Source organism: Paraplanobispora takensis, from assembly GCF_016863195.1.
Classification (GTDB): domain Bacteria; phylum Actinomycetota; class Actinomycetes; order Streptosporangiales; family Streptosporangiaceae; genus Planobispora; species Planobispora takensis.
The window spans coordinates 20,901-47,013 of sequence record NZ_BOOK01000034.1 but is presented as its reverse complement, the minus strand read 5'-3'; the positions used below and the strand labels follow the sequence as shown (position 1 = coordinate 47,013).

Sequence of the window (26,113 nt, the reverse complement as noted above, 5' to 3'; positions counted from 1 at the left end):
CACGCCCCGGCCTCGGGGCGCGCGGGTTCAGCCGATGCCGGGGCCGACGCGCTCCAGCACCCGCAGTGAGCCCTCCTGCCTGACCTCCTTGAACGCGCCGGAGGCGAGGACCCGCTGATAGACCCGGTACGGCGCCTGGCCGCCGTCGGCGGGGTCGGGGTAGATGTCGTGGAAGACCAGGGCGCCGCCGATCATGACGTGCGGGGCCCAGCCCTCGTAGTCCTGGGTCACCGGCTCCTCGGAGTGGCCGCCGTCGATGAACAGCATGGCCAGCGGGGTGTTCCAGAACCGGGCGACCCGCTCGGACCTGCCGACGATCGCGATGACCTCCTCCTCCAGCCCGGCGGAGGCGATCGTGGCGCGGAAGGTGGGCAGCGAGTCCATCTTGCCGAAGCGCGGGTCCACCAGGGTGGGGTCGTGGTGCGCCCAGCCCGGCTGGATCTCCTCCGAGCCCCGGTGGTGGTCCACGGTCAGGACCACGGAACCCGACTGGCGGGCGCCGGCGCCGAGATAGACCGCGGACTTCCCGCAGTAGGTCCCGATCTCGCAGATCGGCCCGCGCGGGCCGTACGCGACCGCGGTCTCGAACAGGGCGAGACCCTCGGCGCGGGGCATGAACCCCTTGGCCCGCTGCGCGGCGCCCAGCAGGTCGGGGGGCATGATGGCGTTGCTCATCGGAGCAGACTACCCATCCCGAACAACATTCCGTACGGCCCTTGCCCGGCCTTATGGAACGTGTTCTACTTTGCACCGTGAACCAGCGCGCCCGCATCGTGATGTCCGACGACGAAGTCACCGCCTTCATCGGCGAGTCGCGGAAGCTCCAGCTCGGCACGATCAACCCGGACGGCACACCTCACATGGTGACCATGTTCTACGGGCTGACCGACGGCAGGATCTCGTTCTGGACCTACGGCAAGGCCCAGAAGACGCGCAACATCGAGCGGGACGCCAGGGTGAGCTGCCTGATCGAGGCCGGAGAGGAGTACTCCGACCTGCGCGGGGTCCTGGTGTACGGCGTGGCGCGCAGGATCGACGACCCTGAGGGCATCCTCGACGTCGGCATGAACGTGGCCAGACGGATGGCGGGCATGCCGGACTCCGACGAGCTCCTGACCGAGTACGTCACCTACACCGGCCGCAAGCGGGTCGCCTTCGTGGTGGAGCCGACGCGGGTGATCTCCTGGGATCACCGTAAGCTCGCCACTCAGGTCCAGCCCGGTTGAGGAGGCTCACATGAAAGTCAAAGTCGACTATCTGGTCTGCGAGGCCAACGCCGTCTGCACCGGTCTCGCCCCGGAGGTCTTCGAGCTCGACGACGACGACCAGCTGCACCTGCTGCTGCCTGAGCCGCCGCCCGAGATGATGGACCGCGTGCGGCACGCCGTCCGGTCCTGCCCCAAAGCCGCCCTCTCCCTGGAGGAGAACTAGAAGGGACCCCCTATGCGTGGTGCGCTTCTGCATGCCGTCGGCGACGACAAGCTCGACATCCGCGATGATTTCACCCTCGCCCCCATGAGTCCGACCGACGTCCGGATCAAGGTCAGGGCGACCGGCGTGTGCCACTCGGACCTGTCGGTGCTCAACGGCGTGCTGCCCATGCCCCTGCCGGTGATCCCCGGCCACGAGGGAGCCGGAGAGGTCGTCGAGGTCGGTGACCACGTGACCGGACTCCAGCCGGGTGACCACGTCATCGTCAACTGGACGCCGGCGTGCGGTTCCTGCCCGAACTGCCTGGTGGGCCAGCCGTTCCTGTGCATGACCTACGTCATGGACAGCTTCGTCAACGCCCGCTTCCGCTACGGCGGCGACACCCCGGCCTTCGGCATGGCCGGGTGCGGCACCTGGAGCGAGGAGATCGTCGTGCCCTGGCAGGGCGCGATCAAGGTCGACCCGGCGGTGCCGTTCGAGGCGGCGGCGCTGATCGGCTGCGGCATCACCACCGGCGTCGGCGCGGCGCTCAACACCGCCAAGGTCCGCCCCGGCTCGACCGTGGCCGTGGTCGGCGCCGGCGGCATCGGCCTGTCGATCATCCAGGGCGCCCGGATCTCCGGCGCGACCACCATCCTGGCGATCGACCCGCTGGAGTCCAAGCACGAGCTGGCCAAGAAGGTGGGCGCCACCCACGCGATCACGCCCGACCAGCTCATGGACGCGCTCGGCACGCTGACCGGCGGCAAGGGCTTCGACTACGGCTTCGAGGCCGTGGGCAAGTCCGCGGCCATCATGACCGCCTGGCAGGCGACCCGCCGCGGCGGCGACGTGGTCATCGTCGGTGCGGGCGCCATGGACGACACCGTCCCGCTGACGGCCTTCCAGCTGCTGTTCGAGGGCAAGAACATCCTCAGCTCGCTGTACGGCGGATCGGACGTCCGGCGGGACTTCCCGTTCTTCGCCGAGCTGTACAAGGCCGGGAAGCTCGATCTGGAGAGCATGATCAGTGCGCGGATCAAGCTCGCCGACCTCAACGACGCCGTGACGGCGCTGCGCAACGGCGAGGTCCTGCGTCAGGTCGTCGTCATGGACTGACGCGCGAGATGCCGCCGGGCGGCCTGCACGGGTGGCCATCCGCCCGCGTCGGCATCCTCGCGTCCCGTACGGCCCGCGGATCCCGGATGACGGACCCGCGGGCCGTACCCGACCGGCCACCCCCCAGGTGCTCCGGCCGGTCGGTCCCGGAGGTCAGCCCCGATAGTCGCGCGGCGCCATCCCGTAGGCCCGGCGGAAGGCGCGGCTGAAGGAGGTGGCGTCGGCGAACCCCCAGCGGGCGGCGATCACGCCCACCCGGCCGGTCCGCGGGTCCGCCGACAGCTCCCTGCGGCAGCGATCCAGACGCCGGGCCCGTACATGCGCGGCCACCGTCGTGCCCGCCGCCTGGAAGATCCGGTGGAGCTGGCGCACCGAGACGTGGTGGGCCCCGGCGATCACCGCCGGGGACAGGTCGGGGCGGTGCAGGTTCCGCTCGATCCACTCCCCGATCCGCCCGAACAGCTCGGCGTGCGCGCCCGCCACCGGGGGCAGGCCGTCCAGCCGCTCCCGCATCGCCCCGGTCACCACGTTGACCAGCGCCTCCCCGACATGCGCGCCGTGCGGTCCCTCCGCGGCGTCGCCGTCGTCGGCCAGCGCGCTCAGGAACGACACGGCCAGCCTGCCCGGTCCCTGCCTGCTGCCCAGCACCGTGCCCACCAGGTCCGACACGTGGGCGGGCGGCAGCGGGATCACCGACCGGGGGATCGTGAGGGCCAGCAGGCGATGGTCCTCCAGCGCGAACCGGATCGGGCGGGCCAGGTCGTAGAGCACCAGGTCCCCGGCGGTGACCACGGCGTACCTGCCCGCCTGCTCGACCACGCCCGAGCCCCGCAGCACCAGGGAGAGCTTGTAGTGCTCCCGGCCGTCCCGCACGACGTGCCGCGCGGCCCGGCTGACCACGTGGGCCGGGGCTCGCACGTCGCTCACCTGGACCGGGCCGAGGGTGCGGCCGACGATCCGGCCGGCGAACCCCGCACGGGCCTCCTCGGCCCGCAGCTCCAGCGGGCCGAAGGCCTGTGACACCAGGTGCCGCCAGAACGCGGCCTGGTCCTCGGCCGGCTGTTCCGCCGTGCTGACGAACGTGGGCATGACCGTCTCCTCGTCACGATGACGGCCCCAGCCTCCCCTCACGGGCGGCCCCGGCGGAAATCTCATCCGCGTCGTCGGCACCGTGTTATGCCCGCCGCCGCCGCACGGCGGGCAACCTGGCGCTGCGTGCCCGGAGCCTGGCACGCGCGGTCAGGTCTCCGGCGGGAGGCGTGGATATACACGTCAGGACGGAACGGGCCGCGCCGATCCCCCAGCGCGGCCGGCCTCCGCTGTCCGAAGGAGAGCACACGCATGCCCGAGAACCCCCCGGAGAGCCCCTACGTGCCCGGCGAGGAGCCCGGCCTCAGCCGTAAGCAGTTCATCACCGCGGTCGGGGTGGGCGCCCTCGCCGTCCCGGCCGTGGTGGGAGCCACCGCGAACGCCGCGTCCGCCCCGCCGGGAAACGAGCTGCTGGCCTGCACTCCCGGCAGGACCACCGTCGCGCAGACGGAGGGGCCGTACTTCAAGCCGAACTCGCCCCAGCGCGACGACCTGACCGCCGGGACGTCCGGCGTCCGCCTGGTCGTCACCGGCCACGTCTTCGACCGCGCCTGCCGCCCGCTGGCCCGGGTGCTGATGGACTTCTGGCAGGCCGACACCATGGGCGCCTACGACAACACCGGCTACCGGCTGCGCGGTCACCTGTACACCGGCGCCGACGGGTCCTACCGGCTGACCACCGTCGTCCCCGGCCTCTATCCCGGCCGGACCCGGCACATCCACGTCAAGCTCCAGGCCCCGGGCCAGCAGCGGATCCTGACCACGCAGCTCTACTTCCCGGGCGAGCCGCGCAACAGCACCGACACGATCTACGACCCGTCGCTGCTGATGAACGTGCGCACGGTCGGCTCCGGGCGGGAGGGGACGTTCGACTTCGTGCTCGACGTCGCCGGCACGGGCACGCCCACCCCCACGCCCACCCCCACGCCGACGTCCACCGGAGGGGGCGACACCTGGCGGGCCGGGACCTTCTACGCGGCCGGCGCCCAGGTCACCTACGGCGGCGCGACCTACCGGTGCCTGCAGGCGCACACCTCCGCGGTCGGCTGGGAACCCCCGAACGTCCCCGCCCTGTGGCAGCGCCTCTGAGCCCCGGACCCGCCTGACCCCGGACCCGCCGCTGCCCGTACGCGCGCCGCCGTCCGCACGCGCGCCGGAGGACGGCGCACCGGATGACGGCGAGCCGGATCCCGCCGCCCGGCGCCTACTCGGACGGCGGGACGTCCGGCGTCCCCTCGCACGGCCGCGGTACGGTCTCGGTACCGCCGCGGCACGGCTTCACCGCCCGCGGGCGTTCACTCCCCGCCGAACGCGGCGTCGAAGGCCGCCGCCGGGGGCGTGATGGCGTTCAGCCTCCTGACGAACTGCAGCGCCTCCGGGGCGCCGTCGAGACGGTCCATCCCCGCGTCCTCCCACTCGATGGAGATGGGACCGTCGTAGCCGATGGAGTTCAGCGCGCGGAAGCAGTCCTCCCACGGCACGTCGCCGTGCCCGGTGGAGACGAAGTCCCAGCCGCGCCGCATGTCCGCCCAGGCCAGGTGGGAGGAGAGCCGCCCGCGCCGGCCGTCGCCGCAGCGCACCTTGGAGTCCTTGCAGTCCACGTGGTAGATCCGGTCGGCGAAGTCGAGGATGAACCCGACCGGGTCGACCTCCTGCCAGACCATGTGGGAGGGGTCCCAGTTCAGACCGAACGCCTCCCGGTGCCCGATCGCCTCCAGCGTCCGCACCGTCGTGTGGTAGTCGTAGGCGATCTCGCTCGGGTGCACCTCGTGCGCGAACCGCACGCCGACCTCGTCGAACACGTCCAGGATCGGGTTCCACCGGTCGGCGAAGTCCCGGTAGCCGGCGTCGATCATCGACGCGGGCACCGGCGGGAACATCGCGACCGTGTGCCAGATCGACGAGCCGGTGAACCCCACGACGGTGCTCACGCCCAGCTTGGCCGCGGCCCTGGCGGTGTCCTTCATCTCCTCGGCCGCCGCCCGCCGTACCTCCTCGGCGTCCCCGGAGCCCCAGATCCGGGCGGGGAGGATCGCCTTGTGCCGCTCGTCGATCGGATGGTCGCAGACCGCCTGCCCGACGAGGTGGTTGGAGATCGTCCACACCTTCAGGTTGTGCTTGGCCAGCACCTCCAGCTTCCGCTCGACGTAGGAGTCGTCGGCCAGGGCCTTGTCGACCTCGAAGTGGTCGCCCCAGCAGGCGATCTCCAGACCGTCGTAGCCCCACTCCGCGGCCAGCCTGCAGACCTCCTCGAACGGGAGGTCCGCCCACTGGCCCGTGAACAACGTGATCGGTCTGCTCATCACACCACCGTCCAGCGGCTCTCGTCGGCCGCGCTCGCCTCGACCGCCGCCAGGACCCGCTGCACCCGCAGGCCGTCCTCGAAGGACGGCGACGGGGCGGTCCCGGCGGCGACCGCCTCCAGGAAGTCCTTCACCTCGTGGGTGAAGGTGTGCTCGTACCCCAGCCCGTGCCCCGGTGGCCACCAGGCCCCCGCGTACGGGTGGCCGGGCTCGGTGACGATGATCCGGCGGAAGCCCGCCTCCGCCCCGTCGAGCGTGTGGTCGTGGAACCACAGCTCGTTCATCGCCTCGAAGTCGAAGGCCAGGCTCCCCTTCGAGCCGTTGATCTCGATCCGCAGCGCGTTCTTGCGTCCCGCGGCGAACCGGGTCGCCTCGAAGGAGGCCAGCGCTCCCCCCTCGAAGCGCCCGATGAACAGCGCGGCGTCGTCGACGTCGACCGTCCCCTTCTCGCCGGTACGGCTCTCGCCGCCCAGCCCCGCCGACTCCTCGGCCAGGGGGCGCTCCCTGACGAAGGTCTCGGTGAGGGCCGAGACGCCCGTCAGGTTCTGCCCGGTGACGAACTGGGCGGTGTCCACGATGTGCGCCCCGATGTCGCCCAGCGCGCCCGAGCCCGCCTTGTCCCTGCGCAGCCGCCAGACCAGCGGGAACTCCGGGTCCACGATCCAGTCCTGCAGGTACTGCGCCCGCACGTGGCGCAGCTCGCCCAGCCGGCCGTCGGCCACCAGGCGGCGGGCCAGCGCGATGGCCGGGACGCGGCGGTAGTTGAAGGCGACCATGGCCTGCACGCCCCGCTCCGCCGCCTCGCGCGCCGCCTCGGCCATCGCCTCCGCCTCGGCGACGGTGTTGGCCAGCGGCTTCTCGCACAGGACGTGCTTGCCCGCGGCCAGCGCGGCGATGGCGATCTCGGCGTGCGAGTCGCCGGGCGTGCAGATGTCCACGATCTGCACGTCGTCGCGTTTGACGAGTTGCTTCCAGTCCGTCTCGGCCGCGGCCCAGCCGAGCTCGCGGGCGGCGTCCGCCGTGCGCTCCGGCGAACGGCCGCACAGCGCCGCCATGGACGGCACGACCGGCAGGTCGAAGAACGCGGAGACGCTCCGCCACGCCTGGGAGTGCACCCGTCCCATGAAGGCGTATCCGACCATGCCCACCCCGATGGCCGGCTTCACGATTCGAACCCCAGCGGCAGGTACTGGGCGACGTTGTCCTTGGTGATGGTCTCCGAGGCCAGGGTGATCGACTGCGGCACCTGGTTCTCCACCAGGTCGCTCATGCCCTTGGCCTGGGCGATGAGCCGGCCGAGCCGGACGGCCGAGGAGGCCATCGTCGGGCTGTAGGTCACCGTGGCCTCCAGCACGCTGCCGCCGGACTGGATCTCGCGCATCGCGTTGGCCGAGCCCGCGCCGCCGACCATGAAGAACTCGTTGCGGCCCGCCTCCTTGATCGCGGCCAGCACGCCGACGCCCTGGTCGTCGTCGTGGTTCCACATGGCGTCGATCTTCTTGTGCGCCTGGAGCAGGTTGCTGGCGACCTCGTTGCCGGTCTCCACCGTGAACTGGGCGTCCTGCTGGGCCGTCACGCTGAAGCCGTACGCCTTCAGCGCGTCGGCGAAGCCCTTGCTGCGGTCCTGGGTGAGCGGGAGCGTCGCGATGCCCTGGATCTCCAGGATCACCGGGTTGGACACGCCCTTGTCCTTGAGCTTCTTGCCGATGTAGTGCCCGGCCGCGACTCCCATGCCGTAGTTGTCCCCGCCGATCCAGGTCCGGTAGGAGAGCTTGTCGGGGAAGATCCGGTCGAGGTTCACCACGGGGATCCCCGCGTCGGTGGCCTGGCGGGCGACCTGGTTGAGCTGCTGACCGTCATTGGGCAGGATCACCAGCACGCCGACCTTGGCCGCGATGAGCGACTCGACCGCCGAGATCTGCGCGTTGATGTCGTTGGTCGGCTCGACCGGCTTGAACTCCACGTCGCTGTACTGCTTCGCGGTCGCCTCGGCGTTCTTGGCGATCGCGGCGATCCAGCCGTGGTCGGCCGCCGGGGCGGAGAAGCCCATGGTGATCTGCTTGCCCGGCTGGTCGTTGTCGCTCCCCGCGGCCGGCGGGCTGGCGGGCTGGGTGCCCGCGCCGGTGGGCTGGGCGGCGGGCTCGTTGCTCGTGCAGGCGGTGACCAGGGCCCCCGCCCCGATGACGGCGCCTCCGACGAGGAATCCCCGGCGGGCGAGTGGGTTGGACATGGCCGTGCTCCTTCTGATGGCGTGAAGGGAGAGGTGTCGTGAGGGGTGGGCGCGTCCCGCGGGCCCCTGACCGGTCCGCGGGACGCGGGTCTCAGGTTCTCGATTCGAGGCTGCGCCGCTGGAGCAGCACGGCCACGACGATGATCAGGCCCTTGGCGATCAGCTGGTCGCTGGTGTTGAGGCCGTTGAGGATGAAGAGGTTGGTGATCACGGTGAAGATCAGCAGGCCGAGGATGGACCCGATGATCGTGCCGCGACCGCCGGTGAGCAGCGTGCCGCCGATGATGACGGCGGCGATCGCGTCCAGCTCGTACAGGTCTCCGTGGGTGGAGGAGCCGGTGGTGGTCCTGGCCATGATGAGCACGGCGGCGATGCCGCAGCACAGGCCGGACAGCGCGTACAGCAGCAGGGTGTGGCGGCGCACGTCGATGCCGGCCAGCCGGGCCGCCTCGGGGTTGCCGCCGACGGCGTAGGTGCGGCGGCCGAAGGTCGTGCGGTTGAGCAGGACCCAGCCGACGGCCACCACCAGGGCGAAGATGTAGACCAGCACCGGCAGGCCGAGCACCCTGGTCGTGGACAGCTCCACGATCAGCTCGTTGCCCTGCTGGATGAGCTGGGTCTTGCGGTCCGACATGCGCTGGGCCAGTCCGCGGGCGGCCACCAGCATGGCCAGCGTCGCGATGAACGGCACCATCCGCCCGTAGGAGATCAGGAAGCCGTTGACCAGTCCCGCCCCGGCGCCGACCAGCAGTGCGCACAGGATCATCACGAACGGGCCGTAGGACTGGGTGGCCAGCGTCGTGGCCCAGACCGAGGCCAGCGCCATCAGGGCGCCGACCGACAGGTCGATGCCGCCACCGATGATCACGAAGGTCATGCCGACGGTGATCACACCGATGGTGGAGGCCAGCGACAGGATGTTGACCAGGTTGGAGGCGGTGGCGAAGCTGTCGGGCTGGGTGATCAGGCCGACGATCGCCAGCAGCACCAGCGCCGCCACCAGGCCGAGGTGCCGGGCCTGGCCGAACCGGGCCAGCGGCCCCTGCGACGCGGCGGGCTTGCGGGCCTGCGACTCGACCCGCAGGTGCTCGTCGGCGGGCGGCGCGTCGGGCGTCTCGGCCTGCGGGTGCCCGCCGGCGGACGGTGTGCCGGACGCCTCCGCGGGCGTCTGGTCGGCGGGGCGTGCCGGGTCCACCGGTTCCGCTCCCGCGGGAGATCTCTCGTGGGCCTTCGGCCCGCGGGCTTCGGTCACAGCGCGCTCCCCTCCATGATCATGTCGAGGACCTGGTGTTCGTCCAGGTCGTCGGCGGCGGACTGGTGGATGATCCGGCCCTCGCGGACGACCAGCACGCGGTCGGCCAGGCCGAGGACCTCGGGCACCTCGCTGGAGACCAGCAGCACCCCGATGCCCTGGTCGGCCAGCTTCCTGATGACGGCGTACAGCTCGGCCCGCGCGCCCACGTCCACACCGCGGGTGGGCTCGTCCAGCAGCAGCAGCTTGCGGTCGTCGACCAGCCACCGGGCCAGCACCGCCTTCTGCTGGTTGCCGCCGGACAGCGTCTTGACCGGGCGGTCGGGGTCGCCGGGGCGGATGTCGAGGGTCTCGATCAGCGTGCGGGCCTCGGCGGCCTCGCGTCGCCGGTCGATCCAGCCGAACCGGGCGTACCTGCCGAGCCCGGCCAGGGTGATGTTGTGGGCGACGCTCTGGTCGAGCAGCAGCGCCTGCGCCTTGCGCTCCTCGGGGGCCAGGCCCATCCCGCGTCTGACCGTGTCCGCCGTGCCGCGCCGTACCGGGCGGCCTTCGAGCACGATCTTCCCGGAGGACCGGCGCGCGCCGTACACCGCCTCGATGATCTCCGAACGGCCGGAGCCGACCAGCCCGGCCAGTCCCACGATCTCCCCCGCCCGGACCACGAAGGAGACGTCGGCGACGACGCCGGGCACGGTCAGCCCCTCCACCCGGAGCACCTCGGGCCCGGTCGCGGGTTCGGTGCGGCGGGGCGGGAAGACGTACTCGACGGTGCGGCCGGTCATCAGGGAGACGACCTCCGAGGTGGGCGTCTCCTTCGCCGGGAGGCCGACGGCGACGGTCCGGCCGTCCTTCAGGACGGTGACCCGGTCGCCGATCTCGCGGATCTCCTCCAGCCGGTGGGAGATGTAGACGACCGCGACCCCCTGGGCGGTCAGCTCGCGGACGATCCGGAAGAGGTTGGCCACCTCGTCGTGCGCCAGGGCCGCCGACGGCTCGTCCATGATGATCAGCCGGGTGTCGTGGGAGAGCGCCCTGGCCATGCTGACCACCTGCTTGGCGGCCGGCGACAGGCGGCCGACCTCGGTGGTCGGGCGGATCTCCGGGTGCCCGAGCCTGGTCATGAGGTCGCGGGTGGCCCGGTTGGCGTCGCTCTGCCGGATGAAGCCGAGCCGGCCGGGCTCGTGGCCGAGGAAGATGTTCTCGGCCACGCTCAGGCCGTCGACCAGGTCGAGCTCCTGATAGATCGTGGAGACGCCGAGCTTGATCGCGGCGGTCGGGGTGACCAGGCGCACCTCCTCGCCGTCGAGGGTGATGACGCCCTCGTCGGGCTGGTGCGCGCCGGCCAGGATCTTGATGAGCGTGGACTTGCCCGCGCCGTTCTGGCCGAGCAGGCAGTGCACCTCGCCGCGGCGCACCTCCAGGTCGACGCCGTCGAGCGCGCGGACGCCGGGGAACTGCTTGACGATCCCACGCATCAGCAGCAGAGGAGGGTCTGCGACCACGGAAACCTCCGTCTCAACATCCGGATTCGGAGCTGGTGATGCAGAAGCTAACTCTGTTCTGCCGCTTTGGGAAGACCTTTTATCGATGAACCGACAGACTTTCGCCGATTTATGCAAAAGTCTTGGCCACGAAGAAGCCCCCCACCGCGTCGCGGTGAGGGGCCGCCCTCCGTCGCCGGAACCCGCAGGCCAGAGCCCCGAGCCCAGAACCCGGAGCTCAGGGTCCGGCGATCAGAACCGGGAGGTCAGAACCCGGGGGATCAGAACCCGGGGGATCAGAACCCGGGGGATCAGAACATCGCCTTCATGGAGGCGCCCGCCTGCTCGCCGAGGGTGGTCGGGGTCAGGTACGGCTGCTCGGCCATGATGGCCTCCCAGTTGTCCCTGATGTCCTCGGCCGTGTGGCCCTCCCGCTTCCAGCCTGGGCCCTCGGCCACGAACACCCGGGCGACCCGGCCGGCGCCGACGCTGAAGACCTCGCCGGTGGTCTCGCAGGACTCGTGGGCCAGGAAGGTCACCAGCGTGCTGATCCGCTCGGGGGTGAACTTGGACTCGAACTCGGCCGGGAACAGCGCCTCGGTCATCCGGGTCCAGGCGATCGGGGCGATCGCGTTGGCCTTGATGCCCGCCCGGGCCCCCTCGATGGCCAGGGTCTTGGTCAGGCCGACCAGGCCCATCTTGGCCGTGGAGTAGTTGGCCTGGCCGAAGTTGCCGAACAGGCCGGCGGGCGAGGAGGTGTTGACGATCCGGCCGTAGCCCTGCTCCTTGAGGTAGGGGAAGGCCGCGTGGCTGACCAGGAACGAGCCGCGGACGTGGACGGCGAGGACCGAGTCGAACTCCTCGACCGTCATCTTGCCGAAGGACTTGTCACGCAGGATGCCCGCGTTGTTGACGACGACGTCGACCCGCCCGAAGGCGTCGACCGCGGACTGGACGATCGCCCGGGCACCCTCGGGGGTGGCGACGTTGTCGGTGCTGGCGACCGCCTCGCCCCCGTTCTTGGTGATGAGCTCGACCACATCGGCGGCCGGCCCGGTGGACGCGCCGGTGCCGTCCAGGGCGCCCCCGAGGTCGTTGACGACCACCTTCGCCCCGCGCTCGGCCAGCGCCAGCGCGTGGGACCGGCCGAGACCGTGCCCGGCGCCGGTGACGACCGCGACCTTGCCGTCGAAACGCAGCTCTGACATCAGCGACCCTCTCCACGAGAATAAAGTTCTAGTCTGCTGAAGGATAACCTGCCCGCCCCTCCGAGGCCATGAGCCGGGGTGATGCGGGCCGCGACCGAACGCCAGGAGATTGGGTCGTCGCGGATAGTGATCAGCCGGGGATGTTGCTGCTAGGGTTTTTGACTCGTACCTGGCGTGGGTCAACGACGACGCACTTTCCAGTACGGCCCCGCCCACGATTCCGGGCTGGAGACCCCGCATGCCCCTTTCCCGACCGCTCCGCGTGGTTCAGTGGGCCACCGGCGCCGTAGGCCGCTACGCGCTCCGCAACCTGATCACCCGGCCCGACTTCGAGCTCGCCGGCGTGCTGGTCTACGACCCGGCCAAGGTGGGCAGGGACGCCGGGCAGATCGTCGGCCTGGCCGAGACCGGGGTGACCTGCACCGACGACGTGGAGCGGATCCTCGCCCTCGACGCCGACTGCGTGCTGCACATGCCCCTGCCGGCCTCCTACTTCGGCAACGACCACGCCGGCGACGTCGAGACGATCTGCGCCCTGCTCGCCTCGGGCAAGAACGTGATCACCACCACCGGCTTCGTCTATCCCAAGTGCTACGGCCCCGGCGTGGTGGAGCGCCTGGAGAGCGCCTGCCGGACCGGGGGGACGTCCCTGCACGGCACCGGCATCAACCCCGGGTTCGTCAGCGACTTCCTCCCCCTCGCGCTGACCGGGCTGTCCAGCCGGATCGACCATCTCTACGTCCGGGAGTCCTCCGACCTGAAGGGTCACCCCTCGCGGCAGATCGTGGTCGACCTGTTCGGCTTCACCCGCTCGGCCAAGGACTACACCGCCAGCGTGCGCCCGTTCCGGGCCTTCCAGCGCTCGCTGTTCGCCGAGAGCGTCCAGTTCGTGGCCGACGCCCTCGGCGTCGCGCTGGACGAGGTGGAGGAGAGCGACGAGTTCGAGATCGCGTCCGAGGAGTTCGAGATCGCCGCGGGCGTGGTGCGTCCCGGCACGGTGTGCGCCTCCCGCTGGACGTTCTCCGGCCTGGTCCGCGGCCGGCCCTTCATGACCGTCGAGTGCGTCTACAAGGCCGACGCCACCAAGGTCCGCCGCTGGACCGTCCCCGGCTTCACCATCCACATCGAGGGCGTCCCGCAGATGATGCTGAACATCGAGGAGATCTCCCACGGCCTGACCGGCGCCGCCTCCCACGCCGTCAACGCCATCCCCTCCGTCTGCGCCGCCCCGCCCGGCATCCGCACCCTGCTCGACCTGCCCCTGGCCACCGGCCACGGCACCGTCCGCCTCGCCTGAGCGTCCGGTACGGCGGGGCCGGCGCCGCCCGCCGTACGGCCGTGCCCGCGTGCAGGCCCCCGGGAGGGGTTCTCCCGGGGGCCGGTGATCACGAGTGCGGCAGGAAGCGGCCGAAGCGGCCCTGGTGATAGAGGAGGGGACGGGTGGCCGGGCCGAGGTGGGTCTCGTTGACCAGGCCCACCACGAGGAAGTGGTCTCCGATCTCGATGGTGGAGTGGGGTGTGCACAGGAGGTTGGCGGACACCTCGCCCAGCAGGGGGGTGCCCAGGGTCCCCGGCCGCCAGCGGGTGGGAGCGGCGAAGCGGTCGATGCCCCTGCGGGCGAACCGCGCGGCCAGGTCGGCCTGGTCCGCGGTCAGGATGTTGACCGCGAAGCGGTCGGCCCGGCTCAGCCAGGGCCAGGTGGTGGAGCTCCTGTCGACGTAGAAGGAGACCAGGGGCGGCTCCAGGCTGACCGAGGAGAAGGAGGTGGCGGTCAGCCCGACCGGTATCCCCTCGGCCTGCGCGGTGACCACCACGACGCCCGCGGCGTGCACCGCGAGGGCGCGCCGGTAGCCTTCGGCGTCCACCCCGGACGCGATCCCGCCGCTCACCGCGTCGGCGTCCGTCCCGGACCCGATCCCACCGCCCGCCGCGTCCGTCCCGGACCGGATCCCACCGACCGCCGCCTCCGCCCTGCCGGGCAGGGTCTCCGTCATGTCCTCGCCCTTCCCTTCTCCGCCTCGCCCAGCACCGCGGCCACCTGCGGGGCGACCCGGTCGGCCCAGGCGGACAGGATCTGCTCCGGTTGCGGGATCTGGGATTCGAGCAGGGCCAGGCCGGGGGTCGCCACGGTGGCGCCCAGCTCGACCAGGAGCGGCCGCAGGTGCACCTCGACCGCGAGCGAGTGGGCGGGGTCTCCCATGACCAGCAGCGGCAGCGCCACGATCCCGGTCAGCGCGCCGGAGGGCAGCTTGTCGAGGAAGACCTTGAGCAGGCCGGTGTAGGTGCCCTTGTAGGTGGGGCTGGCCACCACCAGGACGCTCGCCCCGGTGACCAGCTCCAGGGCCACCTCGACGCCCGCGGACGGGCCGGGGGCCAGCAGGTGCGGCCCGAGCGCCGCCAGGTCCACGATCTCGTGGGACCCGCCGTGCCCGATCCGCCGCCCGACCTCCTCGGCCGCGGCCACGGCCGCGGTCCGCGTCCTGGAGCCCTCGCGGGGGTTGCCGACCAGCGTCACGATGGAGCCGGCCGATCCGCCGCCCACCGGGGTGCCGGCGTTCTGCCGTGCGTCGGTCACCGGAGTGCTCATGAGGCCACCACCGCGTCCAGCTCCTCGTCCCGCGCGGGCGCGGCGTAGCGGGAGGCCGGGCGGGCCAGCCCGTAGTTCTCGCGCAGCGTGCGGCCCTCGTACTCCCTCCGGAACAGGCCCCTGATCTGCAGTTCCGGTACGACGTGGTCGACGAAGTCCTCCAGCCCGCCCGGCAGGGTCGGCGGCATGATGTTGAAGCCGTCGGCGGCGCCGTTCTCGAACCAGACCTGGATCTCGTCGGCGATCTGCTCCGGGGTGCCGGCCACGACCCGGTGCCCGCGGCCGCCGGCCAGACGGCCGAGGAGCCGGCGCACGGTCAGGTTCTCCCGGCGGGCGAGGTCGATGACGAGCTTGCGGCGGCTCTGCGCGCCCTCCGTCTCGACGGAGACCTCGGGCAGCGGACGGTCCAGGTCGTCGTGCGACAGCTCGATGCCCGTCATGTGGGAGAGCTGGGCCAGGCCGTACGCCGGGATGATCAGGTCCTCGAGCTCCTTCTCCAGCCGGAGCGCCTCGCGCTCGGTGGAGCCGATGATCGGCGAGATGCCGGGCAGGACCAGCAGCTCGCCGGGGTTCCTGCCGTAGCGGGCCATGCGGCCCTTGAGGTCGGCGTAGAACTCCTGGCCCTCGGCCAGGGTCTGCTGCGCGGTGAAGACCGCCTCGGCGAAGCGGGCGGCGAACTCCTTGCCGTCCTGCGACGATCCGGCCTGCACCAGCAGCGGGTGACCCTGCGGCGTGCGGGAGGTGTTGAGGGGGCCGCGGACCCGGAAGTGGGTGCCGTCGTGGTCGAGCGGGTGGATCCTGCCGGCGTCGGCGTACAGGCCCGCGCGGCGGTCGCCGACGACGGCGTCGTCCTCCCAGCTGTCCCAGAGCTTGGTGACGACCTCCAGGAACTCGGTGGCCCGCGCGTAGCGGTCGGCGTGCGCCGGGCGCTCGATGCCGAAGTTGCGGGCCTCGGCCTCGGCGGCGGAGGTGACGATGTTCCAGCCGGCCCGGCCGCCGCTGATGTGGTCCAGCGAGGCGAACTTGCGGGCGACGTGGAAGGGCTCGTTGTAGGTGGTGGAGACGGTGGCGATCAGGCCGATGTGGTCGGTGACCGTGGCCAGCGCCGACAGCAGGGTCAGCGGCTCCAGCCCGCCGAGCGCGTTGTGCCGGACGTCGCCCTGCAGGGCCAGGCCGTCGGCGAGGAAGAGCGAGTCGAGCCTGCCCCGCTCGGCGACCCTGGCCAGCTGCTGATAGTGCCGCACGTCGGTGAGCCGGGCCGGCTCGGTGCGCGGGTGGCGCCAGGCCGCCTCGTGATGGCCGACGCCCATCAGGAAGGCGTTCAGGTGAAGGGTGCGGGTGGTCATCAGGAGGTCCTCCACGTCGAGAAGCGGCGCTCCACGCTGAGCAGGAGCAAGTTGAACAGCAGCCCCAGGGCGGAGATCGTGATGATTCCGGCGTACATGTCGGGGATGCGGAAGTTGAACTGGGCGTCCTGGATGAGATAGCCGAGACCGGCCTTGGCCCCGACCATCTCGGCGAAGATCAGCACGAGGATGGAGTAGGCGCCGGCCAGCCGGATACCGGTGAAGATGGTCGGCACGGCCGCCGGAAGGATCACCTTCTGGAACAGGCGGACGGGTCCGAGCCCCATCGACCGGGCCGACTTGATCAGCAGCGGCTCCACGGTCTTCACACCGCTGACCGTGTTGAGCAGGATCGGCCAGGCGCAGGCGTAGAACACGAAGACGATCTTCGAGGTCTCCCCCAGGCCGAAGATCAGGATGAAGACCGGCAGCAGGGCCACGGCCGAGGTGTTGCGGAACAGCTCCAGCACCGGGCTGAGGAAGTCGGCCACCGGCCGGTACCAGCCGATGGCCAGGCCGAGCGGGATCGCCAGCACGATGGCCAGGCCGAAGCCGGACAGCGAGCGGACCAGCGAGGCCTGGAAGTGCTCCGGCAGCTGCCCGGCGAGCAGCATGTCGTACCAGGCGACCAGGATCTCCGACAGCGGCGGCACGAACACCGGGTCCACCGCCCCGGCCCGGGGCAGCACCTCCCAGAGCGCGGCCAGCAGCACCAGCGCCAGCGACCGTTTGACCACCGTGGCCAGCCGCGAGGCCGCCGAGGTCCGCCTCCCGCCGGCGACCTTGAAGAAGTTGGTGACCCTGTCGTCGTCGGTGGGCGCGTCCCCCCGCGCCGCCGTCACGGTCCGCGTCCCGCCCGTCTCGCCCCGGACCGCGGAACCGGTCGCTGCGCCCGAGGGCTCCGCCTGGCCCGGTCCCGCCTCCGGCGCCGCTGTCCGCGCCGGGCCGGCGGGAGGGGGCGCGGTGCGTTCCTGCGCGGGGTGGGCGGCGGTCAGGGTGGTCTCGTCAGCCAATGGTCCGCTCCTGCTCCTGAGCCGCGGCGACCTCGTCGCGCAGCAGGGTCCAGATGTGATGGCGGTACTCGCCGAAACGGGGGTCGGCGCGCAGGTCGCCCTCGCGCGAGTCGAACGTGATGTCCAGGACCCTCTTGATCCGGCCCGGCCGGGAGGTCATCACCGCGACCCGCTGGCCCAGGAAGACGGCCTCGTCGATGCCGTGGGTGATGAACACGATCGTCTTGTTCGTCTTCTCCCAGATGCGCAGCAGCTCCTCCTGGAGGGACTCGCGGGTCTGGGCGTCGAGCGCGGCGAACGGCTCGTCCATCAGCAGCACGTCCGGATCGAAGGCCAGGCTGCGGGCGATGGCCACGCGCTGGCGCATGCCGCCCGACAGCTCGTGCGGATAGCGGTGCTCGAAGCCGTCCAGCCCGACCAGGTCCAGATAGTGGCGGGCCCGCTCGCGGCGCTCACGCTTCGGTACGGCCTTCGCCTCCAGGCCGAACTCGATGTTGGCCAGGGCCGTACGCCAGGGGAACAGCGCGTACTGCTGGAAGACGATCCCCCGGTCCAGGCCGGGGCCGTCGATCGGCGTGCCGTCGATGAGGAGCTCACCGCCGGTCGGCGAGGTGAGCCCGGCGATCAGGTCGAGCAGGGTGGACTTGCCGCAGCCGCTGGGGCCGACCAGGGTGAGGAACTCCCCTTCGCGCACGTCCAGGCTGACGTCCTGGACCGCGGTGAACGGCCGGTCGGATCCCCGGATCTGGAAGACCTTGCCGACGTTCCGGATCCCGATCTTCACCGGCCTCGCGGAGGCCTCGCCGGCTTCGGCGACGCTCTCCTCCAGGAGGTTGTGTCCGGCGGTCTGCAGGCTCACGAGGCGCTCCCGTCCTTGAAGGGGTTGAACTCGTTGGTGAAGAGGTCCTCCGTCTTGACCTGGCCGGGCTTGATCTCGCCCTCGCGCTCCAGCCAGTCGACCCAGGTCTGGAACTCCTTGGCGTCGATCACCCCGCCCTTGTTGGCCACGCCGCTGCTCTTCCAGAACTCGATGGTCGAGGCGTCCTCGTTGCGTCCGCGCGCGGCGATGATCTTCTTGTACTCGGCGATCACTTCTTCGCGGGAGTGGGTCTGGGTCCACTCGATCGCCTTGGAGTAGGCCTCGACGAACTTCTTGGTCGTCTGCGGGTTCTCCTCGATGAACCGCTCGGTGAGCACGACGCTGCCGGCGGTGAAGGGGCCGAGCAGGTCGATGTCCTTGAACAGCGGATCGATGCCGCCGCGCTCCAGCGCCTTGTCACGCAGGACGCCGGACAGCGCGGCCACGTCGATCTGTCCCTGCCTCAGGGCCTGCTCGGTGTTGACCGGCGGCACGACCACCAGCTCGACCTTCTCGATCTCCTCGGGCGTCAGGCCGCCGCGCTTGAGGTACTCCTTGAGCACGGCCTCCAGATGGGCGCCGAGGGTGTTGACCCCGATCTTCTTGCCGATCAGGTCGCGCGGGCCCTTGATGGGCGAGCCCTCCGTGACGTAGTAGCCGATGTAGCTCTTCTCGTCACTGCCGTAGTAGCCGACCACGGCCTTGATCGGGGCCTTGGCCGCGGCGAGCTTGATGATGGCGCCGTTGAACGCGCCGCCGAAGTCGGTCTGACCGGTGGCGGCGGCCTGGATGTCCTGCGGCCCGGAGATGGTGTTGCCGATCCACTTGAGCTTGACGGGCGCGAGGTAGCCCAGGTGTTCGGCCAGCTCGGGGAAGGTGACGGCGCCGACGCTGCCCTGGTAGCGGAGCTCGGTGACCTCCGGGCCGTCCGACTTGGCGGATCCCGAGGCCGAGCCGCACGCGGTGAGGGAACTCACCAGGAGCGCGGCCAGGAGGGCATGTCTGATTCTGATCACGGAAGTGGTCCTCGTGGAGGCAGGGCATGCTCACGCGCCCCCTTGCCGGAGGCGGGCACGCCGGAGATGAACGGTTTTCGCGAAGGGAGCGTGGGCGCCGTCGGCCACGCGGAGAGAAGGCGCGAGGGTTCACGACGCGGCGGGAGTCCGGCCGCGCACCCTCGCCGGGGTACGGCGGAGGTCAGTGATCCGCGATCAACGACACTGAGCGCTGACGACGCGACAGAAGTCCACGTGCGCGCACCGGGTCAGGTAAAGGCCCATGTCCACGAAGGTACGGCCGCCCGCCCACTAAGTCAATATTTCCTACTGGTTTTAAAGGAAAATAGCGCGCGGGCGCCCGGACCCCCGCCGGCGTCCGGGCGCGGCGGCTACGCGGGGTACCAGAGGTCGGGCTCGCCCGGGATGCGGCGGAGGCGGTCGCGGGCCTCCAGCCAGACCAGGTGGGCGAGGGTCTCGTTGTTGGCCGCCCGGCGCATGAACGACGGGATGGTCTCCCACGGCCGCGACCACGTCAGCCCGGTCGCCGTGTCCCAGCAGGTGATCCCGTCCGCCGCGCGGACGGCCGTCTCGATCTCGGCCAGCCGCTCCTCGTGGTGGGCCATCACGTGGTCGACCCGCTCGGCCAGCTCCAGGAAGCGGTACTCGTGGGCGGGCAGCACCTCGTCCACGTCGAACTTGCGCACCGCCGCCAGCGCGTCGAGATAGTCGGCCAGCGGGTTGGGCGCGGACTGCGGGTGCACGGCCACGATCGGTGTGATCTTCGCCAGCACGTGGTCGCCGGAGAACAGCAGGCGCCGCCCGGGCTCGACGAAGCACAGGTGCCCCGGCGAGTGACCGGGCGTCCAGATCGCCCGCAGGTCCCAGCCGGGCAGGTCGATGCGGTCGCCGTCCTCGATGAGCCGGTCGGGCCTGGCCATGGTCACGTAGTGCCGGATCATCATCGAGGCCCCGGCCAGCTCGTCCAGCGTCTCCCGGGGGACCCCCGAGCGCACCAGCAGCGTGCGCTCCTGCGCCACCAGCGCGTCCACCGCGTCGTCGTCGTAGCGGTCGCGCAGCAGGCGCGAGTCGGCCGGGTGCAGCCCGATCCAGGCCCCGGAGACCTCGCGGATGCGTCCGGCCAGCCCGTAGTGGTCGGGGTGGATGTGGGTGACCAGGACCGCCTTGACGTCGGTCATCTCGTATCCGGCGGTCTTCAGCCCCGCGGCCAGCGCGCCGTACGCCTCATCGGTGTTCCAGCCGGCGTCCACGATCGCCACCCCGTCGGGCAGTTCCAGGGCGTAGACCAGCACGTACCGCAGCGGGATGGCCGGCAGCGGCACGGGGATCGACCACAGTCCGGGTCTGACCCGCTCCACTTCGGGGAACCCCCCGCTCCTCCAGGCCTCCCGCTGCGCCTCGCTGGCCGGCGTCACCATGGTCATCCCCGTACTCCCTTCGACGCCCCCGATTGTGCCCCCTGTACCGAATCATGTTCTACTCGGGGCCCGCGTACCGTGGGTCCATGAAGCTGGGAAACGAGATCGCCGGCGACGGACGTTTCGTCCGCCAGCCCAACCGGTTCACCGCCCGCATCGAGGACGGCGGCGAGCACCCGCCCGAGCCCGGCCGCTATCAGATATACGCCTCCTACGCCTGCCCGTGGGCGCAGCGCTCGCTGATCGTGCGCGAGCTGCTCGGCCTCCAGGAGGTCATCGGGGTGACCGTCGTCGACCCGATCAGGGACGAGCGGGGCTGGCGCATGCCGGGCGGCGACCCGGTGACCGGGGCGGAGTACCTCTCGGAGCTCTATCTGACCAGCGACCCCGACTACCAGGGCCGCTACACCGTGCCCGCCGTCTGGGACCGTACGGCCGGGCGCCTGGCCACCAACGACTACCCGCAGATCACCCTCACCCTGGAGACCGCCTTCCGGCCCTGGCACGCCGAGGGCGCCCCCGACCTCTATCCGGCCGGGCTCCGCCGGGAGATCGACGAGCTGAACGACACGATCTTCCACGGGCTCAACAACGGGGTCTACAAGGCCGGGTTCGCCACCTCCCAGGAGGCTTACGACGAGGCGGTGACCCGGGTCTTCGCGACGCTCGACATGCTGGAGGAGCGGCTCGCCGGCCGGGCCTTCCTGCACGGCGAGGCGCTCACCGAGAGCGACGTGCGGCTCTACACCACGCTCGCCCGGTTCGACTCGGTCTACTACTCCCATTTCAAGTGCTCGATCCGCCGCCTGGTCGACCATCCGGCGCTGTGGGCCTACGCCCGGCGGCTGTACGCGATCCCCGGCTTCCGCGACACCACCGACTTCGACCAGATCAAGCGGCACTACTTCATCACCCAGACGAACATCAACCCGACCGGGATCGTGCCAAAGGGCCCGGAACTGGACTGGACGGCCCCGTGATCTCCGGGGCGTGAAAGTTTCATCGGACAAATCGGACATCCAGCTGGTCGAACCGGCGGCGCAGAGGTCGGATCGTTGACGGTTCGGCGACCCCCTGGAAACAATCGGCGCACTCAGACGTGGGAGCGCTCCCACATCGCTGCGTCACCTTCCAGAAGGACCCCCCGTGCTCAGACCGCCCTCCTGGTTCAATCTGACCCTGGCGGCCGCCGTCTCCGCCGCCGCGGTCGCGCTGACCCCGTCGTCCCCCGCCGTGGCGGAGGGACCCGAGCAGATCGTCAACGGCACCTTCGACACCGGTACGGCTCCGTGGTGGAGCACCGCCAACACCACGCCGGAGGTCGCCGACGGGCGGCTCTGCGCCGACGTGCCGGGCGGCACCGCCAACCCCTGGGACGTCATCGTCGGCCAGAACGACATCGCCCTGGTCAAGGACGAGACGTACGAGTTCTCGTTCTTCGGCGTCGCCGACCCCGGCCGGGTCGCCAGAGCGCTGATCCAGCTCCCGGTGGATCCGTGGACCCAGTTCCTGGCGGTCAACCCCGAGCTGAGCGTGTCCGGCAACGACTACTCGTACACCTTCACCTCTCCCGTGGACCTGCCGAACGCCCAGGTGGCCTTCCAGGTCGGCGGGAGTGCGACCCCCTGGAGGTTCTGCGTGGACAACGTCTCTCTCAAGGGAGGCGCCGAACCCGACGTCTACGTCCCCGACACCGGCCCCCGCGTCCGGGTGAACATGGTCGGCTATCTGCCGGCCGGCCCGAAGAACGCCACCCTGGTGACGGAGAAGACCGAACCCGTCGCCTGGAAGCTCCGGCGCGACGGGCAGACCGTCGCCAAGGGCGAGACCACCCCGCGCGGCGTCGACGCCAGCTCCGGCCAGAACGTGCACTCGATCGACTTCGGCTCGGTCAAGGCCCCCGGGACCGGCTACACGCTGGAGGCCGACGGTGAGACCAGCCGCCCGTTCGACATCGGCGCCGACCTCTACGACGAGCTGAAGACCGACGCGCTGAAGTTCTACTACACCCAGCGCAGCGGCATCGAGATCCTCGACAGCCTGCGCCCCGGGTACGGCAGGCCCGCCGGCCACGTGGGCGTCGCGCCCAACCAGGGCGACGTCGAGGTGCCGTGCCAGCCCGGCGTCTGCGACTACACGCTCGACGTCAGGGGCGGCTGGTACGACGCGGGCGACCACGGCAAGTACGTGGTCAACGGCGGCATCTCCGCCCACCAGGTCATGTCGACCTTCGAACGCGCCAAGACCGACGGCACGCACAAGGACGGGGACCTGAACATCCCCGAGAGCGGCAACGGCGTGCCCGACATCCTCGACGAGGCCCGCTGGGAGCAGGAGTTCCTGCTGAGCATGCAGGTCCCCGACGGCGAGCCGCACGCCGGGATGGCCCACCACAAGATCCACGACGCCGCGTGGACCGGCCTGCCGCTCATGCCCCACCTGGACCCGCAGAAGCGCGAGCTGCACCCGGTCTCCACCGCCGCCACCCTCAACCTGGCCGCCACCGCGGCCCAGGCGGCCCGGCTGTTCGCGCCCTACGACCCCGAGTTCGCCGCCAGGAACCTCGCGGCGGCGAAGAAGGCGTGGGCGGCGGCCAAGGCCGACCCGGCCCGCTACGCCGACCCGGCCGACGGCACGGGCGGCGGCGCCTACCCCGACAACGACGTGACCGACGAGTTCTACTGGGCCGCCGCGGAGCTCTACATCACCACCGGTGACAAGGAGTTCAGGGACTACGTCCTGGCCTCCCCGCAGCACACCGCCGACATCTGGCGCGAGCGGGGCTTCGACTGGGGCAACACCGCCCAGTTGGGCCGGCTGCAGCTGGCGACCGTGCCCAACGCCCTGCCCGACCGGGCCCGGGTGCGCCAGTCGGTGCTGGAGGGCGCGGACAAGTATCTGGCGATCCAGAAGGCCCACCCGTACGGCCTGCCGTACAACCCGCCGGACTTCGACTGGGGCTCCAACAACCTCATCCTGAACAACATGGTCGTGATGGCCGTGGCGCACGACATCAGCGGCCGGGCCGAGTACCGCGACGGGGTGCTGGAGGGGCTCGACTACGTCTTCGGCCGCAACGCGCTCAACCAGTCCTACGTGACCGGCTACGGCGAGGTCGCCTCGAAGAACCAGCACAGCCGCTGGTACGCCCGCCAGCTCGACCCGTCCCTGCCCAACCCGCCGAGGGGCACCCTGTCCGGCGGCCCCAACTCCGCCATCCAGGACCCGGTGGCCCAGGCCAAGCTCCGCGGCTGCAAGCCCCAGTTCTGCTACATCGACGACATCGAGTCGTGGTCGACCAACGAGCTGACCATCAACTGGAACTCCCCGCTGGCGTGGATCGCCTCCTTCGTCGCCGACCCGGTCCCCGCGGGCGTGTGCAAGGTGACCTACACCAACCACGGCCAGTGGCCCGACGGGTTCAACACCCAGATCACCATCACCAACACCGGCAAGAAGCCCATCGAGGGCTGGAGCCTGAAGTGGTCCTTCCTCGGCGGGCAGAAGGTCCGCAGGCACTGGAACGCCGAGCTGTCCCAGGACGGCGCGACCGTCACCGCCGGGAACCTGGGGTGGAACCGGGTGATCAAGCCCGGCGGCTCGGTCACCCTCGGCTTCCTCGGCGCCGAGGCCCCCGGCCCCAACCCCAAGCCGGAGCGCTTCCTGCTCAACGGCACGCTGTGCAAGTGATCGGCACGACTGCGTGCGAGTGACCCCGTGACCGGGGCGGCCGCTCTCCTCCAGTGGCCGCCCTCCCCGGCGCCGTCCCCTGCTCTCCTGTCAGGGGGCGGCGCCTTCGTGTGCGGACGCATCCGGCCGGCATGCGGACATTTATGTCCCCCAAAGCCGCAAATTTCCTGACTTGGTGATCTGGCACGCGCACCTGTAGCACCATGGCTGCCTTACTCGCACCTGTAACCGATGGGGCTGGAGGTTCCGATGGTGTGGAGAAGAGCGACCGCCGTACTGACCGCGGGTCTGGTGCTGGCGGCCGTCATACCGCAGGGACCGGCGGCGGGGATCACGGGGACCGCCGCCGAACTGCTGAGGAACCCCGGCTTCGAGGGCGGGCACGCCACCGTGGCCTCGGGCTGGCGGTCCAACTCCTGGGGCGCCCCCGCGCCGGAGGCGCGCTTCGCGCCGGAGACGGAGCAGGCGCACGGGGGGCGGCGGGCCCAGCGCTTCCAGGTCGACGCCGAGCCCTCCCGGGTCCACCTCGTCCAGGCCCACCGGTTCACCGGCGGGCGGACCTACCGCGCCTCCGTGTGGGTGAAGGCCGTCTCCCCGGTCACCGTCACCCTGCAGGTGCGCAGCGACGACTTCAAGAAGGACTTCTACCAGGCCTTCGCGGTCCACACGACCCGGGTGGGCACGCAGTGGCAGCGGATCGAGGCCGTCGGGACGGCCCCGCACGACCTGTCCGGCTCCTTCCGGATCTTCCTGGGCGGGCCCGGCGCCGTCCTGGTGGACGACGCGAGCCTGACCGAGGTCTCCGCCGCCGGATCCCCCGACCTGCGTCCCGCCTCCGGCCCGGTGCCGGCCGACTACTTCGGCATGCACCTGCTGTGCCGGGGGTGCTACGGCGACAGCTGGCCGTCCGTGGGGTTCGGCCTGTGGCGGATGTGGGACAACGGGGTGCGCTGGCGCGACCTCGAACCCCGCAGGGGCGAGTGGAACTTCAAGATGATGGACTACTTCGTGAAGTCCGCCACCGACAACCGCGTCTCCGTGCTGTACACCCTCGGCATGCCTCCCTCGTGGGCCGCCTCCAACCAGAAGGAGGGCGCCTACGGGCCGGGGAGCGCGGCGATGCCGAAGCGGATCGACGACTGGCGGCGCTACGTCCGGACGGTGGCCACCCGCTACAAGGGCCGCATCGGGATGTACGAGATGTGGAACGAGCCCGACTACGCCAAGTTCTGGAACGGCACCCCCGCCCAGCTCGCCGAGCTGACCCGGGTGGCCGCCGAGGAGATCGGCAGGGCCGACCCCGCCGCGAGGATCGTCTCTCCCGGCATCACGACCAACGGCCTGAACTGGCTCGACCAGTACCTCGCCGCCGGGGCCGGCGAGCACCTCGACGTCGTCGGCTCGCACATCTACTTCGGCCTGCGCCCGGAGAGCGTGCTGTCCCGGGTCAGGAACGTGCGCGGCGTCATGAAGGCGCACGGCCTGGAGAAGCTGCCGCTGCGCGTCACCGAGGGGGCGCCGCTCGGCCGCGCCTCCTCCGGCACGGCCGCGGGCGCGGTCTCGCGCGCGCTGGTGCTGTTCTGGGCGTACGGCGTCTCCGGCTTCGACTGGTACACCTGGGACCGCCACGGGGAGCAGGTCCTCGATCTGGCCGAGGCGGACGACCGCACGCCCTCGACGGCCGGCAGGGCCTACGCCAAGACCGTCACCTGGCTGCGCGGGGCCCGGATGACCGGCCACACGGTGGACGGCGCGGGCACCCACGTGGTCACGCTCGCCCGTTCCGGCGGCTCCGCCGCGCGGCTGGTCTGGAACGAGCGCGCCGTCGCGACCTTCAAGGTCCCCGCGGACTGGCGCGTCACCCGCTGGCAGCCGCTGTCCGGCGGCTCCCGCACCGCCTCGCCCACCGCGATCAACGTGGACGGCAGGCCGGTCCTGCTGGAGAGCGGGGGCCGCTCCTGACCGGCTCCGCGTCCCGGCCGGCCGCGCGCACGGCCGTACGGCCCGCGCCGACATAACGAGTCGGTTCCGGGACGCGCCCGCCGTTGCCCTGTTCCGACATATCCCCCTATAACCCTCTTTCAGAGCAAAT

General features: G+C 71.1%; 23 protein-coding genes. 8 read left to right on the top strand and 15 right to left on the bottom strand.

Annotated elements, in window-relative coordinates; all coding sequences use genetic code 11:
• Positions 1-27: 27 nt before the first annotated feature.
• Positions 28-675 carry a class I SAM-dependent methyltransferase gene (locus tag Pta02_RS23065; RefSeq protein WP_203876989.1) on the bottom strand — a complete coding sequence of 216 codons (648 nt, stop codon included), beginning with the start codon at positions 673-675 and terminating at the stop codon, positions 28-30.
• 77 nt (positions 676-752) lie between these two features.
• Here Pta02_RS23065 and Pta02_RS23060 point away from each other — a divergent pair, with 77 nt between their 5' ends.
• Genes Pta02_RS23060 through Pta02_RS23050 form a run of 3 tightly spaced genes read left to right on the top strand, consistent with a single transcriptional unit; the run spans position 753 to position 2,529 of the window.
• Positions 753-1,226: a pyridoxamine 5'-phosphate oxidase family protein gene (locus tag Pta02_RS23060; RefSeq protein WP_203876988.1), complete on the top strand. Its 474-nt coding sequence runs from the start codon at positions 753-755 to the stop codon at positions 1,224-1,226.
• A 10-nt stretch (positions 1,227-1,236) separates the two neighbouring features.
• Positions 1,237-1,431, top strand: coding sequence for a ferredoxin (locus tag Pta02_RS23055; RefSeq protein WP_203876987.1), 195 nt, complete (start codon positions 1,237-1,239; stop codon positions 1,429-1,431).
• 12 nt (positions 1,432-1,443) lie between these two features.
• Positions 1,444-2,529: an alcohol dehydrogenase catalytic domain-containing protein gene (locus Pta02_RS23050; protein WP_203876986.1), complete on the top strand. Its 1,086-nt coding sequence runs from the start codon at positions 1,444-1,446 to the stop codon at positions 2,527-2,529.
• Between the two features lie 153 nt (positions 2,530-2,682).
• Here the strand turns inward: Pta02_RS23050 and Pta02_RS23045 are convergent, their stop codons facing one another.
• Positions 2,683-3,618, bottom strand: a complete 936-nt coding sequence (locus tag Pta02_RS23045) for an AraC-like ligand-binding domain-containing protein (RefSeq protein WP_203876985.1) — start codon at positions 3,616-3,618, stop codon at positions 2,683-2,685.
• Between the two features lie 252 nt (positions 3,619-3,870).
• On the opposite strand from Pta02_RS23045, the gene Pta02_RS23040 reads away from it, so the two are divergent.
• Entirely contained in the window at positions 3,871-4,707 is an 837-nt protein-coding gene (locus tag Pta02_RS23040) for a dioxygenase family protein (RefSeq protein WP_203876984.1), read from the top strand.
• Between the two features lie 206 nt (positions 4,708-4,913).
• Here the strand turns inward: Pta02_RS23040 and Pta02_RS23035 are convergent, their stop codons facing one another.
• The 6 genes from Pta02_RS23035 to Pta02_RS23010 form a co-directional block, all read right to left on the bottom strand.
• Complete coding sequence (locus Pta02_RS23035; RefSeq protein ID WP_203876983.1) at positions 4,914-5,921, bottom strand: sugar phosphate isomerase/epimerase family protein; 1,008 nt, start codon at positions 5,919-5,921, stop codon at positions 4,914-4,916.
• Positions 5,921-7,087 carry a Gfo/Idh/MocA family protein gene (locus Pta02_RS23030; RefSeq protein WP_239131171.1) on the bottom strand — a complete coding sequence of 389 codons (1,167 nt, stop codon included), beginning with the start codon at positions 7,085-7,087 and terminating at the stop codon, positions 5,921-5,923. Before Pta02_RS23030 ends, Pta02_RS23035 begins: the two co-directional genes overlap by 1 nt.
• Positions 7,084-8,151: an ABC transporter substrate-binding protein gene (locus tag Pta02_RS23025; RefSeq protein WP_203876982.1), complete on the bottom strand. Its 1,068-nt coding sequence runs from the start codon at positions 8,149-8,151 to the stop codon at positions 7,084-7,086. The genes Pta02_RS23030 and Pta02_RS23025 overlap by 4 nt, the downstream gene beginning before the upstream one ends.
• A gap of 91 nt (positions 8,152-8,242) precedes the next feature.
• Positions 8,243-9,346, bottom strand: a complete 1,104-nt coding sequence (locus Pta02_RS23020; RefSeq protein WP_203876981.1) for an ABC transporter permease — start codon at positions 9,344-9,346, stop codon at positions 8,243-8,245.
• A gap of 53 nt (positions 9,347-9,399) precedes the next feature.
• Positions 9,400-10,905 carry a sugar ABC transporter ATP-binding protein gene (locus Pta02_RS23015; protein WP_239131170.1) on the bottom strand — a complete coding sequence of 502 codons (1,506 nt, stop codon included), beginning with the start codon at positions 10,903-10,905 and terminating at the stop codon, positions 9,400-9,402.
• Between the two features lie 290 nt (positions 10,906-11,195).
• The gene (locus Pta02_RS23010; RefSeq protein ID WP_203876980.1) at positions 11,196-12,092 is read right to left on the bottom strand and encodes an SDR family oxidoreductase; all 897 of its coding nucleotides are present in this window, start codon (positions 12,090-12,092) and stop codon (positions 11,196-11,198) included.
• A gap of 238 nt (positions 12,093-12,330) precedes the next feature.
• Between Pta02_RS23010 and Pta02_RS23005 the strand changes: the two genes are divergently transcribed.
• Positions 12,331-13,389 carry an NAD(P)H-dependent amine dehydrogenase family protein gene (locus tag Pta02_RS23005; RefSeq protein WP_203876979.1) on the top strand — a complete coding sequence of 353 codons (1,059 nt, stop codon included), beginning with the start codon at positions 12,331-12,333 and terminating at the stop codon, positions 13,387-13,389.
• A gap of 88 nt (positions 13,390-13,477) precedes the next feature.
• On the opposite strand, the gene Pta02_RS23000 is transcribed toward Pta02_RS23005, so the two are convergent.
• From Pta02_RS23000 to Pta02_RS22970, 7 genes are all read right to left on the bottom strand, one after another.
• Entirely contained in the window at positions 13,478-14,086 is a 609-nt protein-coding gene (locus Pta02_RS23000; protein ID WP_203876978.1) for a flavin reductase family protein, read from the bottom strand.
• Positions 14,083-14,679: an NADPH-dependent FMN reductase gene (locus tag Pta02_RS22995; protein WP_203876977.1), complete on the bottom strand. Its 597-nt coding sequence runs from the start codon at positions 14,677-14,679 to the stop codon at positions 14,083-14,085. The genes Pta02_RS23000 and Pta02_RS22995 overlap by 4 nt, the downstream gene beginning before the upstream one ends.
• Entirely contained in the window at positions 14,676-16,025 is a 1,350-nt protein-coding gene (locus Pta02_RS22990; protein WP_203876976.1) for an LLM class flavin-dependent oxidoreductase, read from the bottom strand. The genes Pta02_RS22995 and Pta02_RS22990 overlap by 4 nt, the downstream gene beginning before the upstream one ends.
• Complete coding sequence (locus Pta02_RS22985) at positions 16,025-17,038, bottom strand: ABC transporter permease subunit (RefSeq protein ID WP_239131169.1); 1,014 nt, start codon at positions 17,036-17,038, stop codon at positions 16,025-16,027. Before Pta02_RS22985 ends, Pta02_RS22990 begins: the two co-directional genes overlap by 1 nt.
• A complete protein-coding gene (locus Pta02_RS22980; protein ID WP_203877075.1) occupies positions 17,031-17,822 on the bottom strand; it encodes an ABC transporter ATP-binding protein in 792 nt (263 codons plus the stop codon). Before Pta02_RS22980 ends, Pta02_RS22985 begins: the two co-directional genes overlap by 8 nt.
• Before the next feature lie 71 nt (positions 17,823-17,893).
• Positions 17,894-18,913: an ABC transporter substrate-binding protein gene (locus Pta02_RS22975; RefSeq protein WP_203876975.1), complete on the bottom strand. Its 1,020-nt coding sequence runs from the start codon at positions 18,911-18,913 to the stop codon at positions 17,894-17,896.
• 371 nt (positions 18,914-19,284) lie between these two features.
• Positions 19,285-20,337, bottom strand: a complete 1,053-nt coding sequence (locus Pta02_RS22970; RefSeq protein ID WP_239131168.1) for an MBL fold metallo-hydrolase — start codon at positions 20,335-20,337, stop codon at positions 19,285-19,287.
• Positions 20,338-20,417: 80 nt separating this feature from the next.
• On the opposite strand from Pta02_RS22970, the gene Pta02_RS22965 reads away from it, so the two are divergent.
• The 3 genes from Pta02_RS22965 to Pta02_RS22955 all read left to right on the top strand — a co-directional run bounded on the left by Pta02_RS22965 (position 20,418) and on the right by Pta02_RS22955 (position 25,983).
• Positions 20,418-21,311 (top strand): glutathione S-transferase family protein, encoded by an 894-nt coding sequence (locus Pta02_RS22965; RefSeq protein WP_203876974.1) that lies wholly within the window; start codon positions 20,418-20,420, stop codon positions 21,309-21,311.
• 166 nt (positions 21,312-21,477) lie between these two features.
• The gene (locus tag Pta02_RS22960) at positions 21,478-24,021 is read left to right on the top strand and encodes a glycoside hydrolase family 9 protein (RefSeq protein ID WP_239131167.1); all 2,544 of its coding nucleotides are present in this window, start codon (positions 21,478-21,480) and stop codon (positions 24,019-24,021) included.
• Between the two features lie 249 nt (positions 24,022-24,270).
• Complete coding sequence (locus Pta02_RS22955; RefSeq protein ID WP_203876973.1) at positions 24,271-25,983, top strand: GH39 family glycosyl hydrolase; 1,713 nt, start codon at positions 24,271-24,273, stop codon at positions 25,981-25,983.
• Positions 25,984-26,113 lie beyond the last annotated feature (130 nt).